Below are 17968 nucleotides of genomic sequence, written 5' to 3' on the forward strand. Positions count from 1 at the left end.
TGTCACTAATTCTTTATGGGGATTGTCCCCTTGAGGGGACTTTAGGGGTTTCTATGAAGATACAAAAGACTGCAGTGGTAAAACCAACAGATTCCCGCCTCCGCGGGAATGAAAAAAACTAATTAAACAACTCTTATGAAACTCACCAAACGCAACCGACTTATCATTACGCTTGTCATCACCGTCTTAGTGTGGGCGCATGTACTGTGGGATTATACCCATGGCGGCATACCCGTGCATTATTTATTTATGAATGAAAATATGCCGCCCTTCCCCAATTGGTTGGGGGCCATCATCTTGCCCTTTTTTACTTGGGTGTTGTTGTACCGCATTCACAAACGGGTGGATGCCCCTGATGCGAAGGATACATTTCGTTTGGCCATAAGCCGTTTTTTTACAGCGCTTGTGGTTGCAGGCAGCATTGCCATCTGTTTTGAGCTCGGCATTGAGATACCGGGGTTTGTGCTTTTGGGCATACTTGGCTTGGGGGTTGCCTTACCGCTGTATAAATCAGAGTTTTTGTTGGGTTGGGTGCTGGGTCTCAGCTATACCTTTGGGGCGATGATACCGATGCTATTTGCCATAGTGCTGGCAGGGGTGCTCTTTTTGTTTTATAAGTTGGGACGGGCTGTGGTTGGACTTTTTAAGGCTAAGAAAGCCTGAACAAATTAGTTATTGGCTTTTTCCTCGATTTCGCTTAATCTTTTCTCAATCTCTCCTTTCGAATACCACTTCCCCTGCCGCATTACCCCTGACAATTCTTGTAAAGCCCCCAAGTCCTTTAAAGGGTTGGCATCGACCAGTATCAAATCGGCTACCAAGCCTTCTTTGATTTGGCCAAATTCATCTTCCATCCCAAAATAAACAGCGGGGTCGATGGTGCCCGATTGTATGATTTCAAGATTCGTCATGCCCGCATCGGCCATATCTGCCATTTCTTGGTGAATGGAGAACCCCGGTACGTTAAAGAGTTGTGGTGCATCAGAGCCCAAGAGCATACCGTGTCCGTTTTCGCTCAATGCTTTGATCAGCTGTTTTCTGATGTCTATAAATTGTTGCCACTGGTCTTTGTTGAAGTTGGGGTCGTTCATATAGTTTTCTTTGGCGTTGCGCCAATTGTTCAATGTTTCTTTCGGCATGTATTTCATTTCGGGCAGAGCCAAAAGACTGTCCACATCCGCCGGGGCAAACCATTTGGTGTACAGGCTTTGCGTGGGCACAATCCATACGCCATTGGCCTTTGCCAAGGCGACCAATTCATCAACCTTAGTGGTATCTGCGAGTTTCGTGAAGTTGTAACCGAAAAAGCCATTTTCACTAGGTTTGATATTGGCCGTCTCGGGTACGAGCCCTTCTAAAAAGCCGTCTACGTGGTCAATACTGGCATATTTGCTTTCCAAGGCATGGCGAATACCGACATCTACAGGTACGTGCCCTGCAAAGGAGATGCCCACCTCATTGGCAGTGGCGACCAATTGGTCAAAAACGGGCAATTTGATTCCTGGGTGTATTTTTAAAAAGTCATAGCCGTCTTTTTCGTATTGACGGACTTTGGCCTCTGCCTCTTCTTCGGTTTGAACAGAATTGCCGTTCAATGATGGACTCGAAGTGAAAATTTGCGGGCTCACTATTTCACCGTTTTCAGCTTTTTCTCGAAGTTCTAAATGGGCGGGGTGCCCCAGCATGCCCCGAATGGTGGTGACGCTATTACTGAGGTAGAGAAAAAGCACATCTTCGATGCGCTCTTGTGACGTGGGCGGTTGTGGAATATGGGCATGCATCTCTGCCAAACCGGGCATCAGGTACTTGCCACTTCCGTTGATGGTGTTTTGATAGGCTTCCGCATTCTCAAGGGTCTCTAAAACGGATTTAATCCTTCCAGAATCAATGACCACCTGACGGTTTTCCAAGAGTTGCCCTTCCCTGACATCCACAATAGTAACATCTGAAATCAGGATGGCAGTGGAACTGACTTTCTCTTGTGCCTGGTTGCAGGCGGCCAAGACCAAAGAGATGATTAGAAATGCTATTTTTTTCATTGGTGGTTGTTTTACACAGAAAGATACCAAAACTTTTCATGCTTTTTATTCGCAAACCGTTCTCATGCAAATGTGTATTTTTAGAAAAAATAGTTTCAATTACTTCAAAAAACACTACAAAACCCTCTTGGTTTTATCTGGTTTTGCTGATTCTCGCCGGGGAAGCCGTCTTTATCCTTCCCTTTGTGCTACCAAGAATTTTTAGGCCCACGGTGCTCGATGTTTTCGGATTGGACAATGTACAACTAGGGCTTTGTTTTTCCGTTTACGGAATCGTGGCCATGGTATCCTATATTTTGGGTGGCCCTTTGGCAGACAAATATCCACCAAGGAAACTTATTGCCATTGCGCTGTGGATGACTGCTTTGGGCGGTATTCTCTATGCTCAGTATCCAAATATTGTGGTTTTGCAAGTACTTTACGGATATTGGGGCTTTACGACCATCTTCCTGTTTTGGGCCCCGATGATCAAGGCCACGCGAGTATGGGGAGGCGTTGGTTCACAAGGTAAAGCCTTTGGTTTCTTGGATGGCGGCCGCGGACTTACGGGAGCGTTGTTTGGGGTGCTCGGGGTGGTCATTTTTTCCTTTTTCTTGGTTGGAGATGCTGATGGCGCTTCCCTTCCCGATAGAAAAAATGCGTTTACCTATGTGATTTATACGGCTTCTTGCATCATTGCGATTATCGGAATTTTGGTTTGGCTGTACATGAAATCGGGTTCTGATGAAAAAAAGCTGGTGGTAGAGCGTATTTCCTCCACAGAAATCAAACAGGTGCTTAAACTGCCATCGGTGTGGTTACTGATGGTCATTATTTGCTGTGCCTATGTAGGGTATAAGATCACTGATGTGATTTCACAATATGCTGAGGAAGTGATGTTGTACAACCAGGTAAATTCGGCTAAAGTCGGAACCTTGTTACAATTTTTGCGACCCACAACGGGTATCTTGGTCGGGCTTTTGGTAGACCGCTTTAAGATCACGCTTTGGTTGATGCTGAGTTTTGGCTTTTGTATTGTTGGGGGCGTTCTATTTGCAACAGGAACCATAGGCCCATCAACCACTGCTTTGTTCTTTCTATCTGTCTTAATTGTAGCTATTGGGGTGTATGCCGCACGAGCACTATATTTTGGGGTGATGCAAGAAGGGAAAATTCCCTTGGCACTTACGGGAACTGCTGTCGGATTGATTTCATTGGTCGGCTACACGCCCGATATTTTTGCAGGACCTGCCTACGGATATTTGTTGGACATGTACCCAGAGCAAGAACTCGGCCATCAAAATGTTTTTTGGATGCTGAGCGGATTTGCCTTTGTCGGAGGGATTGCCTCATTTCTTTACCATCGCTTATACGGCAAATGACATTTATCGCTCACAAATGTTTTTTAGCTTTTTCAATGCCCTTGGCCATGACTCCATAAAATAATCTTCCCATTCGGGGACCGAATCCATCCTAATTTTTAAAATTGTGGATGCTCCATTTTTTGAAGTGAACGTATATTCTTCCAAAGCCCCGGCAAAGGCATCCACTTTTTCACCCTCAGTGATTTCTTGACCATCCTCCAATATTCCGATGTGTTCGATGCTCACAAATTTGTTGGGTTTGTTTTCATTGATACGGCTGACCATACCGCATACTTTTCCATCGGCATCATCCGACAAGAACAGAATTTTAGAGCCTTTGTTCCAATTTCCCTTATAGCGAGAGGTTGGGCTGAATTCTGATGTCCATTTTTTAAAAGTGTCTTCGCCCAGCATCGTTTCATAGACCTTAGATGTTGGCGCGTTGATTTTGTTGTCAAAATGCAGTGTTTTCATGGTCAGCAACATAGCTAAAGGCCTACTATTTCATGCCCGTCATACAAGATAATCATTTTACTTATAGGCTCCATGTAAAACTTCTAACCGCCATCGACCAGATAGGCTTCCTGTAACAAAAACTTTAGGGTGGCCATCTTTTCATCGTCGATTTCGCTGAGGTTGTTGATGATCATTCTTCCCATTGTTTTTCGGTTGTCATATTTCAAAAAGTGCTGTTCTGGGTCGATTTTGGAGGCGTTCACGAAGCCCAAGGCCACCCCATGGTCAAGATTTCCCCAGGGGATGGCAGATGGCCAAATAAAGCAGATGCGCCTATGGTTATAGTAAAAGGGCACATTGTAGGCCAATTTTTCACGGTATTGCGGGAATGTTTCCGCAATGAGCCCGCGCAGTCTGGTGACAATGTCAAGCTCTTCTTGGGGCAGATACCCCAAGAATTCTTCAACGGAATCGAACTTTACTTTCTGAAACTTATTCACTATTCCCTAGCAAAAATTTCGTAATGCTTCATAACGATACTTTTGGGGTCTATCAGGGTAAAGTTTTTAGCCACTTCGGGTAGTTGCATTACTTGTTCTGCGGCTTTTAGGGCCTTTTCCTTGCTTTCCCAATAGACCACGTCGATAAAGGTACCTTTTTCATCCATGGCGGTCGTTCTACCGACAAATCCGTCGAAGGTTTTGATGATTTCATAGGTACTTTTCATGGCTTCCTCAAGGGCCGTTGGGGCTACATTTTCGATTGGGGAAAAGGTTACCACCTCAATACATGTTGCTTTTTTCATTGATTCTTTGTCTTGGGCGTGGCTGTTCCACATTAGAAAAGCCAAAAACCCGATTGCACATAATTTCATTTGTTGAATTTTCCACAAAGCTAGGTGCAGGTCGTGACAGCCCTATGTCATGATTTTTTAGAAGTTGCATTTTTTTTGAAATAATCGTCGAGCGTAAATTGATTGGGCGGAAAGTTTTCATCGATGGGGGAGAGTTTGATTATGCGGTCCAGACGAAATTCGCGGTTGGCTTTTCGTAGTTGGCAATAGGCCACTAAAATCCAGTGTTCTTGGGTGAAGTAGAGCGCCAAGGGCTCAACTTGGCGTTGGGATTTCGAACCATCAGCAGTCCTATATTCCATAAAAAGTACGGTAAAACCTCCAATGGCCTTTTGAATGGCCATCAAAGTATCGCTTTGGTTTTGCGAAGCTTTTGAGGGAGCTATTCTCTTTTCAAGTAGATAGGTGCTTTCCTTTTCTGTGGTACGCAATACTGCCCTGACCTTGTTGACCGCAGCGGTGAACGCTTTTGATAGCGAGGCATCACTATTTTGCCCGATAATGGCTTTTGCGGTGATAAGTGCGTTCGCTTCCTCAGGGGTAAAATGCACAGGGGCTACTTGATACCCCTCCAAAAGAAAATAATCTTCCCCTGGTTCATATCCAATGGGCACTCCAGCCTCTTCCAAAGCGTTGATGTCACGATAGATGGTTCGTGTGGTCACCCCAAAAGATTTGCTCAAATCTCTTACTTTCAACGATTTGTTGGTCTGGAATTCAATGAGCAGTGCAGTCAATCGATGGAGTCGCTTCATGTGTTTATCTGGTATTCCTTGATTTAATTCCCTGCTCGCAGAGTGAAACTATTTCTTTAATGCGTTTCTGACGAGTCTCTTCCCGTTTGGCGTGGTTCAACCAATAGAGATAGCTTTTGCGCTGACCACGGGTGAAGCCTTGAAAATTTTCCCATGCTTTTTTATTCTTGTCAAAGGCTTTTTGCAGGTCATCGGGCACTACACCGTTTTCCACATCATCTAAAGCTGACCATGAGCCATTTTCTTTGGCAATTTCAATGGCCTTGTACCCACTTTCATGGATGAGGTCCTCAGCTTCCAATTCTTTCAGATGATCTTTATTCACCTTGCTCCAAACACTTTTTGGCTTGCGCGGACAAAAATATTGCCGGCGTTTGCCATTACCCAGACTTTTGACGGTGCTGTCAATCCATCCGTAGCAAAGGGCGACCCGAACGGCCTCTTCCCAGCGCATGCTTTCCTTCTCATGGGCGACCGTGTAGAAAATCAAATAAACACCCTCTGATTTGCCGTGATTTTCATGGAGCCATTTTCGCCACTCTATATCGTTTTTGAAATAGATTTCCTCCAATTCTGGCATTTTAAAACCGATTTTTCAGAAAAATAGTGATTATCTTTTGTTTCTGATATGCCTATTCAAATCTAAAAATGTAATGATGAAGAAAAGTGTTTTGCCCTTATTTGTATGTTTTTTGCTGCTTACCCTTTGCTGTAACAAAGAGGCGGAGGGTACTCCAAAAATTTTGGTTTTTTCAAAAACCGAGGGTTTCAAGCATGCTTCCATTCCTACGGGAATAGCGGCAATACAAAAGCTGGGTGCGGAAAACAATCTTGAAGTCGACACCACCAAAAATGCGGAACTTTTTACCGATGAAAACTTGAAGCAATATGCGGCAGTGGTTTTTTTGAGCACTACGGGCGATGTGCTGAATCGTGAACAAGAAGCGGCTTTTGAACACTATATTCAAGCTGGGGGAGGATATGTGGGTATTCACGCGGCAACAGACACCGAATACGATTGGGAATGGTACGGCAGATTGGTCGGGGCCTATTTTCAAAGCCACCCACCGGGAACACCCGAAGCCGATTTTATCATCAAGGATAAAAACCATCCCGCAACGGAATTTTTTGTGGATACGGTCTGGACCCGTACCGATGAACTCTACAATTTTAGAAGTTTGAATCCTGATGTCAAGGTGCTGATGACCGTTGACGAGTCAACGTATGAAGGGGGCGAAAATGGCGACTTTCACCCAATGAGCTGGTACCACGAGTTTGATGGAGGGCGAGCTTTTTATACCGCTGGGGGACATACCGATGAAAGCTTTTCAGAAGAATTGTTCTTAAAGCACATATTGGGCGGTATTCAATACGCCATTGGTACCAAAGATTAAACTGCTTTTCTCGAAATTATATACGTCAGCGCGGTCTTATCAAGGTGCCTTAGTTCTTGGTGCTCACTGTCGGGTTCAATTCTTTTGCCGCCCAGTTTTTCAGTAGCCTTTTGCGACCTGAAGTTGTTTTCATTGATATGAAAAATGACATGGTCGAAATGGGTCAAGGCACGGTCAATCATCAAGGTTTTGAACGATTTGTTATAGTGACCACCCCAATAGTCTCGAGAAAGGAAGGTCCACCCAATTTCAACCGCTTTTGGGGAGCGCTCTGAAATTTTGTAACGTGAGCTGCCTATGATTTTGTTGGTCTTTTTATCAATAATGGCGAAAGCTCCCTTTGAGTCTATGGCACCTTTGAAGAATTCTTTGAATACACTTGCTTCCCAACGATCCGGATTTTGATGCTGCTCCCAGATTTTGGGGTCATTGGCCACTTTGTACAGCTCATCATAGTCCTCTTGCGCCAAGGGGCGAACCAGCACCAAATCGTTTTTGAGGGTAGGTTGCAGGTCAAGGTTCATGAAGACATCAAATTTCGTTGGTTTCGATGTAGAAGTTTCGGTCGATGGTCAATGCATCCCCTTTCAGCTTTTCGGTTTTCCATTCCGAATTTTTGTTGGGAAAGAGCCAGTGTTCCTTTTCATCCACAAAAACCCGAACGGGCATGTCAAAATCTTCCACTACGTCAACATAGCGGTATTTGATTTTTTTTCCATCAAATTCATACTCTAAAGTGGGAATCATCGTGGTACGCAGGTACTGTTCAAAAAAGGCCGAGAGGTCTTTTTCGGTCTTTTTGCTCAAAAAGTTCTCAATTTGTTGCGTGGTCACTGTTTGGTGATAGAATGTTTTGTTCATATCCCGAAGTATGGACCGCCATTTTTCATCATCTTCGACCAATTGGCGAAGTGTGTGCAAGATGTTGGCCCCCTTGTAGTACATATCGCCCGAACCACGCCTATTAAGATTGTACCGACCAATGATGGGCCTATCATTCTGTATGTTTTTTCTAGTGCCGATAACATAATCTTCGGCCGCTTCGGTACCAAAATGATAGTCGAGGTACAAATTTTCAGAATACGCCGTAAAGCCCTCATGAACCCACATGTCGGCGATGTCTTTGTAGGTAATATTGTTGGCAAACCACTCATGGCCTGCTTCGTGTATGATGATAAAGTCAAATTTGAGGCCCCACCCTGTACCCGATAGGTCGGTGCCCAAATACCCATTTTGATATTTGTTGCCATAGGTCACCGAGCTTTGGTGTTCCATACCCAAATACGGTACCTCGACCAATTTGAAGCTATCTTCATAAAAAGGGTAGGGGCCAAACCAGTGCTCAAAGGCCGCTATGGTCATTGGAGCCTGCTTGAATTGTTCTTTTGCTTTTTCAAGATTTTCTCGCAGCACCCAGTAATCCAAATCAAGCTCACCTTGTTCACCTTGGTATTTTTCTGAAAAATGAACGTAATCACCAATATTGACGTTCACGCCATAATTATTGATAGGATTGTCAACGTACCAGTGGGTGGTCTTGGTGGAATCAGTTTCCTCTACTTTTCGCAATCGCCCGTTTGAAACGTTCATCAAGTTCTTTGGAAAGGTGACGCTGATCATCATGCTGTCGACCTCGTCGTACATGTGGTCTTTGTTCGGCCACCAAACACTGGCGCCCAGACCTTGGCATGAGGTTGCCACAAAATGGTTGCCGTTGCCATCTTTTTTCCAAGAAAAACCGCCATCCCAAGGTGCTCTTATGGCTTCTTTGGGTCTGCCCGAATACTGTACGGTCACTTCAGCGATGCTTCCCTTTTTTGGGGGATTCTCGAACAGTACCATGTGCGCATTGCTTCCCTTTTTCTTGAACGTCAATTCGCTATTTTGATATTCAACTTTTTCAATTTTCAATGGCGGCTGCAAATCGATTTGCATGACCTCATTTTCTTCCAACACCTTGAATCGTATCGTGTTTGAACCAGAAATGTATTTTTCATCGGGATTCACATCAATATCCAAATGATAATAGGTCAAATCCCACCATTCACGTTCTGGAGTAATGCTACCACGAAGAAATTCATCTTCGGTATAGCTCGAATTGTCTTGTGCGGTAGCCGTGAGGCATCCCAACAGAAAAAATAAAAACAGTTTTCTCATGTCAATCTATCTAAAAACGCCGTTTGGAAATACCACAAGGCTTTCATGGCCATTCTCTCCCACGGCGGCCACTCCGAAGAAGTAATTATCAATGACAATGCCTTTCAAGGTGTATTCTGTAACGTCACCTACGTAGCGATAATTGTCCCAAGTGGGTGAAGTGGTATCCCGCCAATAAATCTTATAGCCTTTTGCACCCTCTACTTTGTTCCATCGTAATTTCGCCGACGGTTCAACAATTCCACCAATCTCAACTGTTGAAGGAGCGGGAGGTGCCCATGCAATGGATGCCAGATTGATGGCATTTACCGCGGTCAATTTTTTGGCATAGTCAAAGTTGACATGTTCGAGCACATCGCCGTAAGCAATACCATCCTCTACACGAATATCTTGATGTTGCTGGGTATAGTTTTCATGGGATTCCATAATACGGATGCCCGCATAACCCGCATCATTGAATGGCCTATGGTGCCCACCCCGACCAAATCGGTCCAAACGATAAATCATTGTCGGTTTCATTTCGGGCATGTAGGTTTTGGTAGTCTTGTGCACGTACCGTGCCAATTGTCTTGAAATGCCATCGACCTCGCCACCGTAAAAACGTCTGGCCTGTCGTTCTCTTTCCGTTTCCGTAGGTGGTACAGGTTCTGAAAAAATTCGAAAGTCACGGTTACTGATGACCCCATCGACCCCTTTTATGTTACCGATCATGTCGTTGTTAAGAACCCCGATGAGGTCCCAACCTTTTTCTTTGGCGTAGGCGGCAAGGCCCTTACCACCAAAGAGGCCTTGTTCCTCTCCGGACAGCCCGACAAAGATGATACTGTTTTCAAAATCATATTTTGAGAGCACCCTTGCAGCCTCAATGGTACCTACCATACCGCTCGCATTGTCATTGGCCCCGGGCGAATCAGAAGTGTAGTTATTGGGGTCACTGACACGGCTGTCAATATCACCGCTCATGATGATGTAGCGATTGGGGTATTTTGTTCCACGTTTTATGGCGATCACGTTGACCACCCAAACATCTTTGACAATCCGTTGGTTTTCACCTTTCTTGACCAAATCTTTTTGGTAGAAAACCTCTAAGCAGTCGCCACAATCACTTGAAATTTTATCAAACTCAGATTTTATCCATCTTCTGGCGGCACCGATGCCCCGTGTTGTTGAAACCGTGTCGCTTAATGTATGACGGGTGCCAAAATTGGCCAAGGTCTCAATATCATTGCCAATACGCTCTGCCGAGACAGCATCAATGATATCGTATAGTCTAGAATCGGTTTGGGAAAAAGAGAACAATGAACAAAAGAAGGTGAGAAGTATAAAAAATCGCATATCAACTATTTGAATTTTTTTTTGAAAAATTTATTCCGTGAAGGTAACACAAAGGCCCTAAAAGAAAGTAAATCAATCCTGGTAACGCATAACTTAATCCGATTTGAAACTTTGCCAATAATATGGAAATTCCAGCAACCAAAACATAAATTGCGAAATGTCTGGAATAAAATAGGAGCGTCAGGGCAACATCAAATGATTTGGTTTTTTTATAGGCCCTCAGGTACATCAACGAATAGCAAAGAAAAATCAAGAAGAATCCAAGACTGTAGAGTTGGAACAGTGCCGAAAAATCATTGACGTTGATACCTTTTTGACTCGTCCACGTTTCAATCAATGTTTTCAGGGGAAAAATATAGTAGAGAATCACAAACAGAAGGATGGTATTGAGGGCAATGATCCAATTGTCCATGTACTTGTTCCTTCGGAAAAAATTATAATGTACTGACCATAAGCCCACCAACACAAAAAAGCTGACACCGAACGTGATAAAACTGGTGGCTTCTGCCGTGGTCAATTGAAAACCCTCGTCCGTATCAAAGGAGACGACCAATAGTGTGGCCGCAAAAGCGAACACGGCATCACTAAAAGCCTCGATTCGGCCGATGTTATGTGGAAACTTCACTCGATAATCGAGATTTTAATACTTCGACCCCGAAGCTTCGGGACTGTCGAAATCTTGAGTTAGGTTTTCTTTCAATACCTTGGGGCCTTCCGCAAGGTCGTTTTCATCTGAAATTTATCGCAAAAAAGTGACTTTGGCAATTTTGCCGTTCTTCACTTCATAAATGGCCACGGCACTGAAATTGGAGCCGTTGGCCGTGATGTATTCTTCGTCGATGACCTTGTTGCCGATAACGATTCGATTTTTGATTTCACAATTCAGGTCGGGAGTGGACTCAAAAAAGCCTTGATAGTTTTTGCGCATTTTTTCCTTTCCTTCGGAAATCAGTTGATTTGGAAAGTTGAACAATTGGATGTCATCTGAATACGTAGCCATAAAAGCATCGATATCTCGATTGTTGTAGGCATCCAATTGTTTTTGTACTATATGCTCTGGGGATTTCTCAGCTACAAAAGCCAATCGGTCTGAAGCTTTGTTCACTGCAATTCTGCTGATATTGTTGATGTCGGCCACATTGAAGCTGATGATTTCTTGCCATTCGGTATCGGTTTTGGGGTCGAGCTTCAGAATCGATTTGCCCGAGCCCATCAAAATGGTACCATCGGCCAGCCAGCGCATGTCCTCGGTATTGTTCAGGGTTTTTACAATGGTTTTCGTGGCGCCCGAAATAGGGTTTAGAGATTTGATTTCCCAAGACTTATTTTCTTTGCTGATGTAACTGATCAAATCCGTATTCGGAATCTTGTGCAAGGACCTTCCCACATTTTTCTGATAGGTGTAGTTGGAGCCATCTTTAAGGTTGCTCACGACCAAATCCATACGGTTGTCGACCAATACGGCAGAAACAATGATATGGTCGTTGTACCAAACGTGATAGCCTACTTTTAAATCTTTGAGCAGTAGCTTGGGTTCCCCTGTTTTAAGGTCGTATTCATACAGGCGTTGCAGTCCGTCCAAATCCAATCGAATGGCCGAAATGGCATCTTTGCCGGGAATTTTCAACGGTGAATATTCACTGCCTGTCGGGGTATCGGTAATCCATGAAGTGGTGCTTCCCTGGGTGATGTTGAATCTTTTGATATCGGTTTGCCCGGCTCTTGTCGATGAAAAGAGCACCGTATTCCCATCCAAAAATGATGGCTGGTTGTCGTAACCCTCATTGTTGGAGATGTTCTTCGGATTGGTCAGTTTGATATTGTCATCATCAATCTCTAAATCAAAAAGATACACTTCTGTATCTGCTTGACCAATCGCAAGCCATGGTAAACACCCGATCAGAAAAAGAAAGAAACGTTTCATCAAACGAAGTTTTTAAGCAGTTCACGCACTCTTTTCGGGCCATTGACATAGTATTTCGCACTGGTTTTTTTGAGCCCAACCTTAACGCTGATGGCAGAATCAGGTAATTCTTGAAACATGAACTCATCCGTCCAGTCATCCCCAATGACAAACACAAAATCAAAATCATCTTCACTGAGCACCCTGACAGCTGCTCGGCCTTTGTTTACATTACTGCTTTTGATTTCCATCACTTTGTTGCCGGCCAGTACACTGATGTCATCATTGCCAATCAAGCCAGTGAGCGTTTCATTGAGCTCAACGGCTCTTTTTTCGCCAAAATCAGGATCCGTATTGCGATAATGCCACGCCAGTGAATAATTTTTTTCTTCAATGAAAGAACCTGGAGTACGATCTACAACTGATTCCAAAACGGGACGAATTTTCTCCATCCAGTCTTTTTTGACCTGTTCCAGCAATTGAAACTCCTCACCATTTCTAGAGATCCACACACCATGCTCCACAATCATATTGTATTTTTTGGGAAGGAACCATTTGGTAAAAGTTTCCTTATCGCGGCCACTGATCAAAAACAGCGTGGTATTCTTTTGGCTGTGCAGGGCATCCAACAAATCATACAATTCTTCATCGGGAGATGCTTGTTGCGGGTCTTTGTGAAAACCTGCCAAGGTACCGTCATAATCGAGAAACAACAATCGTTTGTTGGCCGTATTGTATTTTTCCACAATTTCGCCCAACACTTTTTCGGTCAGCCTTTTGGCGACGTTGGCAGCAGGGCTTTCCTTTTGCTTCAACAGGGTATCCATAAATGAATTGGCCCAGACTTTGACGTTGTACCGACTCAGTCTTTTTTGCAATACATTGATACGTCTTGCCTGTTCTTTTTCAGGCATGGTGAACGCAGTCTTAAGGGCACTGGCCTGTTCTTCAAAATTATTGGGATTGATGAGCAAAGCCTCACTCATTTCATAGGCAGAACCTGCCATTTCGCTCAAAATCAATACGCCTGTCTTGTCGGTTCTGGTCGCAATGTATTCTTTGGCGACAAGGTTCATACCGTCTCGCAATGGGGTCAACCATGCAATATCACAATTGGTATACAGGTCGATAAGGTTTTCGAATGGCATGCTGCGGTAGAAATACCAAATGGGTGTCCAGTTGACGGTTGAAAATTCCCCATTTATTCTTCCTACCAATTCATCGACTTCCTTTTTGAGCAATTGATATTGGGGTACATTGGACCTCGATGGCACAGCCAAGATAATAAGGCGTACTTTTTCTTTGTATTTGGGATATCTGTTCAGAAAATACTCAAAAGCGTTCAAACGTTTTGCGATTCCCTTACTGTAATCCAGACGGTCGATTGACAACAATAACTTCGTGCCAGGGGCCGATTTTTTGTGTTCATCCAACCGTTTTTGAATGTCGGTTTTTTCTTTGGGATTTTCAATGTGTTCTTGTGCAGCATTGCTGAATTTATCGTAATCAATCCCCATAGGAAATGAGTCGACCTTGATAATCCTGTTTTCTTGAAAAATATCGTTAAAGCTGACTTCAAGACCGAGCAGTCTTCTTACAGAGCTCAGAAAATGCCGTTCGTAATCGTAGGTGTGGAAACCGATTAAATCTGACCCCAGCAAACCCTCAAGCACTTCTTCACGCCACGGCAGCGTTCTGAATATTTCGTACGAAGGAAAGGGAATATGAAGAAAGAAACCGATAGTGGCATTCGGGCGCTTTTCTTTTATCATTTGGGGCACCAGCATCAACTGATAGTCGTGTACCCAAATCGTATCATCCTCGCCCGATTTTTCCAGTACGGCATCTGCAAATTTTTGGTTGGCTTGTTGATAGGTTTCCCAAAAATCGAGTTCAAATTCGGTATATTCCAAAAAATAGTGGAAGAGCGGCCAGATGGTGCGGTTGCTAAACCCGTAGTAATACCCATCAATTTCATCAGCGGTGAGACTTACCTTCGCACAGCCATGTTTTGCAAGGGCTTCGTCAATTTTTGGTGACAATTCTTTGGGAATATCCTCTTTGGTCAACCCCGACCAACCGATCCAAAGACGTTCACCTTCAAGTTTTACTGATTTCATGCCTGTGGCCAATCCGCCAACACTGGGCGTGGCCTCTATTGAACCGTTGTTGATTTGCAACTGAACGGGCAGCCGATTTGAGATTATGATAGTTTTACCCATAAAATGGATGTTTCTGTGGATTTTACTTTATAGTTTCTCTAAATTTCGTCAAATTCGGGCGCAAAAGCAATTACTGACCCTTTTGGATTAAGATTTTTATTGAATGGAGAATTTGGACTATGGAATTATAGGGAATTGTAGAAGTGCGGCTTTGGTCTCAAAAAAAGGCTCGATTGACTGGTGCTGTCTGCCTGAATTTGATTCACCATCGGTATTTGGCAAGCTGTTGGACGATGAGATTGGGGGCAGTTTTGAAATTTTGGTTGATGATTCGTATACCATCGAACAACGTTACAAAGCGAATACGGCCATCTTGATCACCCTTTTTTCAGATGGTGAGAACAGTTTTGAGGTATATGATTTCATGCCCCGTTACCGAAAAGAGGGTGGCGGTTATTATGCGCCCCCAGAAATCATCAGATATGTGATGTTACGCTCTGGCAAACCCAAGTTCAGGGTCAACTACCGCCCCAAGCTCAACTATGCCCAGGGCGAGACCGAATCATACATCAAACCCGATTTTATTGCAAGTCTTGCCAAGAATGGCAGATTTGAGACCGTATTTTTGTACACTTCCTATGATAAGGAAAAAGTACTGGCTGGTGAAGAATTAACGGTGACGAAAGACGGCTATTTTTTAGTGGCCTACAATGAAAAAATATTCCTTCCCTCAACACCAAAGAGCTATCTCGATTTTGAGCGTACCAAGGTATATTGGCTTAACTGGTCGAATAAAACCCCCAATTACCAGTCGTATAATGACGAGATTTCAAGAAGCGCAATTACCCTGAAATTATTGAGCTATGACAAATCTGGCGCAGTGCTTGCCGCGGCCACAACGTCACTACCCGAAACTATTGGCGAGGTCCGTAACTGGGACTATCGCTTCTGTTGGATTCGCGATGCTTCGATGGTCATCAAAGTGGTATTACAATTGGGGCATGAAAATGTGGCCAGAAGATACCTCAAATTCATCATCGATATTATACCTGACAAAGCAGAAAAGCTCCAAATCATGTATGGCATTGATGGCGAAAAAAAATTGACCGAGCTTGAACTTGAACATTTAAAGGGATACGAAAACTCAAAACCCGTACGTATTGGCAATGCCGCTTATCTACAAAAACAGAATGATATCTATGGCATTCTGATGGATGTCATTTGCCAGCAACTTGAAAAGTTCAGCACCGACATCGAAAATGGTGAAGAATTATGGACCATCACCAAAGGTATTGTCTGGATCGTGAGCCAAACCTGGAAAGAACCCGATAAGGGAATCTGGGAGTTTCGCACCGAAGACCGACATTTCACTTTTTCAAAAGTACTGTGTTGGACGGCCCTGAATCGCGCCATCAAAGTGGCCCGTATTCTTGGTAAAAAGCACAAGGTTGAAAAATGGGAGCCACTAGAGGAGGAAATCTGGAACGATATTTATCAGAATGCTTGGAACGAGGAGGTCGGTGCCTACACCCAATCGTACGGCAGCAAACATTTGGATGCCTCGGTATTGCTCATGGAAGCTTATGGCTGCGTTGACGCCAAAGACGAACGGTTTGTCAAAACTGTCCATGCGGTTGAACGAGAGCTGTGCAAAGATGGCCTTTTGTACCGTTACAAAAATGAAGATGATTTTGGCGAGCCCTCTTCTTCATTTACCGTATGTACCTTTTGGTTTGTGAACGCACTGATTAAAATCGGTGAACGAAAGAAGGCTCGTGAAATGTTTGAAAAGTTATTGTCATACAGCAACCATCTCGGACTTTTCAGTGAAGATCTCGATTTTGAGACCAAACGGCTGCTGGGCAATTTTCCGCAGGCCTATTCACATTTGGCACTGATTGAATGCGCCATCAATTTTTCTAGAAAAGACAGTGAGGAAAAGATTTGGGAGTCTATGCGCGACTGAGCATTTTTATCTACCTGTTTGTTCTAATTTTTTCGGAGCAAATTACTGATACAATTTCCTGATTAGGATGGGCCTAAAGCCATTCTGAGATTCCCTTATTGTTAATATTTCACACTTCCGTGTTAATTTTTGCATAAAATCATCAACCAAGGGGAACTTTTTCATCTTAATGGTATGTCTATATAGAAAAAGGCATCTGCCATTTGAATTGCTATACATGAAAGATGAAAATTATACCCCTGCACAAGGATGAAAAGTCCCTCATCCGAAAAGCAAAAAATTCGAACAAGGCGGCCCAGTTTGGGCTTTACGATAGGTATGCCCCCAAGATGTTGGCGGTTTGTAAGCGTTACATTCGCGACGTACAGTACGCTGAAGATGTAATGATTCAAGGTTTTTTAAAAGTGTTTATGCGTCTTGACACTTTTAAGGAAAAGGGAAGCTTTGAAGGTTGGGTACGGCGTATCATGGTACGTGAATGCATCAATTTTCTCAAAAAGAACAGGCGTCTCGTGTTCAGGGGCGATATTCATGAATACCAAAACCATGGCCGACCCAAAGTGGCTGACAAAAGTGATGCTGAATATCTACTCCGATTGATTGATCAATTGCCGGAGGCATCCCGCTTGGTGTTCATGTTGCATGCGGTAGAAGGGTACAAGCATAACGAGATTGCCAAGGTACTTCGCATTACGGAGAACACCTCAAAAACAAAACTTTTTAAGGCCCGTCGTGTACTTCGCGAAAAATTAAAAAAACACGGTAAAAATTATGGAACGAGCTGACGAAATAGATAGCTATTTTAAAAAGAACCTTGAGAACGAAACCCATGTTCCCAGTGTTTATGCACGCCTCGAACTCTTTGAGCAGCTTGAAAACCAAGCCAAGTTGAAAAAACGCAGTGCATGGTACAAAAGGTTGGCCTTGTTCATCATTGTATTACTGTTGGGTTCACAGTTTACCAACGATACCAATCCTATATCAATTCCGCATTTTAACAATACAACAGAAGAATTATTGTTGGCTACGGCAAAAGCACAAAACACAGCTACAGAAATACAGGATTGGCCCATATCATCAAAAACCAATGAAAGCGCAACAGAAAGAGATACAGAGGAGAACAAACAGAATGATGCCCTTGAATCGCTGAGTGCGATACATGAAGATATATCCCTATCCGATGATGGATTGACAGCCCATGGCGACCTATCGGTTGTAAAAGTAGAAATAGCACCTCTGACCCAGAATTTTCAAAAAGTCACAGAGTCAGAAATCGATAGCCTGATACAATTGGCAGAATATACCTTGCTTCAACAAGAGGCAAGTTTTATGGCCCAAAAAGCGTATGCCATGAAAATGCTCGACGAAATTGAACATGAAACGCAACTAAAACCAAAAAAAGGGTTCGGACAGCACATCAAACAAGGATTTAAAAAGTTCAAGACCATCATTGCCAATTGACAATAATGGCTGGTGGATGGTTCTGATTTTGTAATGAAGAATTTTTGATAAGATTGAAAACATACAAACGATTCGCTATGAAATGATCCATAATACCGCATGTTGCGGGAATACCCACCGAGATTTTAAATAGCGAATTACATG

General features: G+C 43.6%; 18 protein-coding genes. 6 read left to right on the forward strand and 12 right to left on the reverse strand.

Translation table 11 applies throughout. From position 1 onward, the window contains the following. Positions 1 to 135: 135 nt before the first annotated feature. Entirely contained in the window at positions 136 to 663 is a 528-nt protein-coding gene (locus AAAH86_RS02605; protein ID WP_343485941.1) for a hypothetical protein, read from the forward strand. Positions 664 to 668: 5 nt separating this feature from the next. Here the strand turns inward: AAAH86_RS02605 and AAAH86_RS02610 are convergent, their stop codons facing one another. Continuing rightward, positions 669 to 2039: an amidohydrolase family protein gene (locus tag AAAH86_RS02610; protein WP_343485942.1), complete on the reverse strand. Its 1371-nt coding sequence runs from the start codon at positions 2037 to 2039 to the stop codon at positions 669 to 671. 98 nt (positions 2040 to 2137) lie between these two features. Between AAAH86_RS02610 and AAAH86_RS02615 the strand changes: the two genes are divergently transcribed. Next, positions 2138 to 3400 carry an MFS transporter gene (locus tag AAAH86_RS02615; protein ID WP_343486817.1) on the forward strand — a complete coding sequence of 421 codons (1263 nt, stop codon included), beginning with the start codon at positions 2138 to 2140 and terminating at the stop codon, positions 3398 to 3400. A 3-nt stretch (positions 3401 to 3403) separates the two neighbouring features. Here the strand turns inward: AAAH86_RS02615 and AAAH86_RS02620 are convergent, their stop codons facing one another. The 5 genes from AAAH86_RS02620 to AAAH86_RS02640 all read right to left on the reverse strand — a co-directional run bounded on the left by AAAH86_RS02620 (position 3404) and on the right by AAAH86_RS02640 (position 6026). Continuing rightward, positions 3404 to 3856 carry an SRPBCC domain-containing protein gene (locus tag AAAH86_RS02620; RefSeq protein ID WP_343485943.1) on the reverse strand — a complete coding sequence of 151 codons (453 nt, stop codon included), beginning with the start codon at positions 3854 to 3856 and terminating at the stop codon, positions 3404 to 3406. A gap of 83 nt (positions 3857 to 3939) precedes the next feature. Next, a complete protein-coding gene (locus AAAH86_RS02625; RefSeq protein WP_343485944.1) occupies positions 3940 to 4338 on the reverse strand; it encodes a DUF1801 domain-containing protein in 399 nt (132 codons plus the stop codon). Next, positions 4338 to 4712 carry a hypothetical protein gene (locus AAAH86_RS02630; protein ID WP_343485945.1) on the reverse strand — a complete coding sequence of 125 codons (375 nt, stop codon included), beginning with the start codon at positions 4710 to 4712 and terminating at the stop codon, positions 4338 to 4340. Before AAAH86_RS02630 ends, AAAH86_RS02625 begins: the two co-directional genes overlap by 1 nt. Positions 4713 to 4759: 47 nt before the next feature. Next, positions 4760 to 5446: a YafY family protein gene (locus AAAH86_RS02635; protein WP_343485946.1), complete on the reverse strand. Its 687-nt coding sequence runs from the start codon at positions 5444 to 5446 to the stop codon at positions 4760 to 4762. A gap of 4 nt (positions 5447 to 5450) precedes the next feature. Then, a complete protein-coding gene (locus AAAH86_RS02640) occupies positions 5451 to 6026 on the reverse strand; it encodes a YdeI/OmpD-associated family protein (RefSeq protein ID WP_343485947.1) in 576 nt (191 codons plus the stop codon). Between the two features lie 73 nt (positions 6027 to 6099). On the opposite strand from AAAH86_RS02640, the gene AAAH86_RS02645 reads away from it, so the two are divergent. Further along, positions 6100 to 6840, forward strand: coding sequence for a ThuA domain-containing protein (locus AAAH86_RS02645; protein ID WP_343485948.1), 741 nt, complete (start codon positions 6100 to 6102; stop codon positions 6838 to 6840). Here AAAH86_RS02645 and AAAH86_RS02650 read toward each other — a convergent pair. The 6 genes from AAAH86_RS02650 to AAAH86_RS02675 all read right to left on the reverse strand — a co-directional run bounded on the left by AAAH86_RS02650 (position 6837) and on the right by AAAH86_RS02675 (position 14457). Beyond that, positions 6837 to 7364 (reverse strand): GNAT family N-acetyltransferase, encoded by a 528-nt coding sequence (locus tag AAAH86_RS02650; RefSeq protein ID WP_343485949.1) that lies wholly within the window; start codon positions 7362 to 7364, stop codon positions 6837 to 6839. The two genes, AAAH86_RS02645 and AAAH86_RS02650, sit on opposite strands and share 4 nt — an antisense overlap. Before the next feature lie 7 nt (positions 7365 to 7371). Beyond that, a complete protein-coding gene (locus AAAH86_RS02655; protein ID WP_343485950.1) occupies positions 7372 to 8997 on the reverse strand; it encodes a M1 family metallopeptidase in 1626 nt (541 codons plus the stop codon). Between the two features lie 6 nt (positions 8998 to 9003). After that, a complete protein-coding gene (locus AAAH86_RS02660; protein WP_343485951.1) occupies positions 9004 to 10332 on the reverse strand; it encodes a M28 family metallopeptidase in 1329 nt (442 codons plus the stop codon). A 1-nt stretch (position 10333) separates the two neighbouring features. Then, entirely contained in the window at positions 10334 to 10957 is a 624-nt protein-coding gene (locus tag AAAH86_RS02665) for a TMEM175 family protein (protein WP_343485952.1), read from the reverse strand. Positions 10958 to 11071: 114 nt separating this feature from the next. After that, positions 11072 to 12256, reverse strand: coding sequence for a nuclear transport factor 2 family protein (locus AAAH86_RS02670; protein WP_343485953.1), 1185 nt, complete (start codon positions 12254 to 12256; stop codon positions 11072 to 11074). Continuing rightward, positions 12256 to 14457, reverse strand: a complete 2202-nt coding sequence (locus AAAH86_RS02675) for a bifunctional alpha,alpha-trehalose-phosphate synthase (UDP-forming)/trehalose-phosphatase (RefSeq protein WP_343485954.1) — start codon at positions 14455 to 14457, stop codon at positions 12256 to 12258. The genes AAAH86_RS02670 and AAAH86_RS02675 overlap by 1 nt, the downstream gene beginning before the upstream one ends. 103 nt (positions 14458 to 14560) lie before the next feature. Here AAAH86_RS02675 and AAAH86_RS02680 point away from each other — a divergent pair, with 103 nt between their 5' ends. From AAAH86_RS02680 to AAAH86_RS02690, 3 genes are all read left to right on the forward strand, one after another. Further along, a complete protein-coding gene (locus AAAH86_RS02680; protein WP_343485955.1) occupies positions 14561 to 16363 on the forward strand; it encodes a glycoside hydrolase family 15 protein in 1803 nt (600 codons plus the stop codon). 224 nt (positions 16364 to 16587) lie between these two features. Beyond that, positions 16588 to 17148, forward strand: a complete 561-nt coding sequence (locus tag AAAH86_RS02685; protein WP_343485956.1) for an RNA polymerase sigma factor — start codon at positions 16588 to 16590, stop codon at positions 17146 to 17148. Further along, entirely contained in the window at positions 17135 to 17824 is a 690-nt protein-coding gene (locus AAAH86_RS02690; protein ID WP_343485957.1) for a hypothetical protein, read from the forward strand. The genes AAAH86_RS02685 and AAAH86_RS02690 overlap by 14 nt, the downstream gene beginning before the upstream one ends. Positions 17825 to 17968: the final 144 nt, after the last annotated feature.

Source organism: Allomuricauda sp. d1 (assembly GCF_039592695.1).
GTDB lineage: Bacteria > Bacteroidota > Bacteroidia > Flavobacteriales > Flavobacteriaceae > Flagellimonas_A.